We start from the raw sequence: 350 nt of genomic DNA, 5'->3' as shown, positions 1-350 counted from the left end.
GAAGCCGGCCACAAGATAAGATTTCTTAGGGTCGTCAAAGACTATGACGTTGATAGGATGCAGGTGTAAAGCTGGAGACAGCAAAGCCGAGCATTACTAATTGCCCGTTAACTTTCATTGTCACGTGACACATGAAGGATGTTATATACGTTCGGTTCTTGAAAAGCGAAAGAGTTTTGGTTGAAAGGAAATGTTCTTTCTTCAGTTTGTTATTCATGTGAAGATAAAAAAGAAGAATATAAAATAGAAAAGAAATTAAGGTGACTATAGCACGAAGGTTCCACCTCTTCCCATTCCGAACAGAGAAGTTAAGCTTCGTCACGCCGATGGTACTGCGTACAAGTGGGAGA

At 40.6% G+C, this 350-nt stretch carries 2 rRNA genes; both read left to right on the top strand.

The annotated features are described in order from the left end of the window. Nucleotides 1-121, top strand: a 23S ribosomal RNA gene (locus H6A27_RS14715); the annotation flags it as partial. Nucleotides 122-256: 135 nt separating this feature from the next. Further along, nucleotides 257-350: ribosomal RNA gene (gene rrf / locus H6A27_RS14710) — 5S ribosomal RNA — on the top strand; the annotation flags it as partial.

The organism is Bacteroides caecigallinarum (genome assembly GCF_016902295.1).
In the GTDB taxonomy this organism is placed as follows: domain Bacteria; phylum Bacteroidota; class Bacteroidia; order Bacteroidales; family Bacteroidaceae; genus Phocaeicola; species Phocaeicola caecigallinarum_A.
The sequence above is the reverse complement of the archived record's forward strand: the minus strand, read 5'-3'. Positions and strand labels throughout refer to the sequence as shown.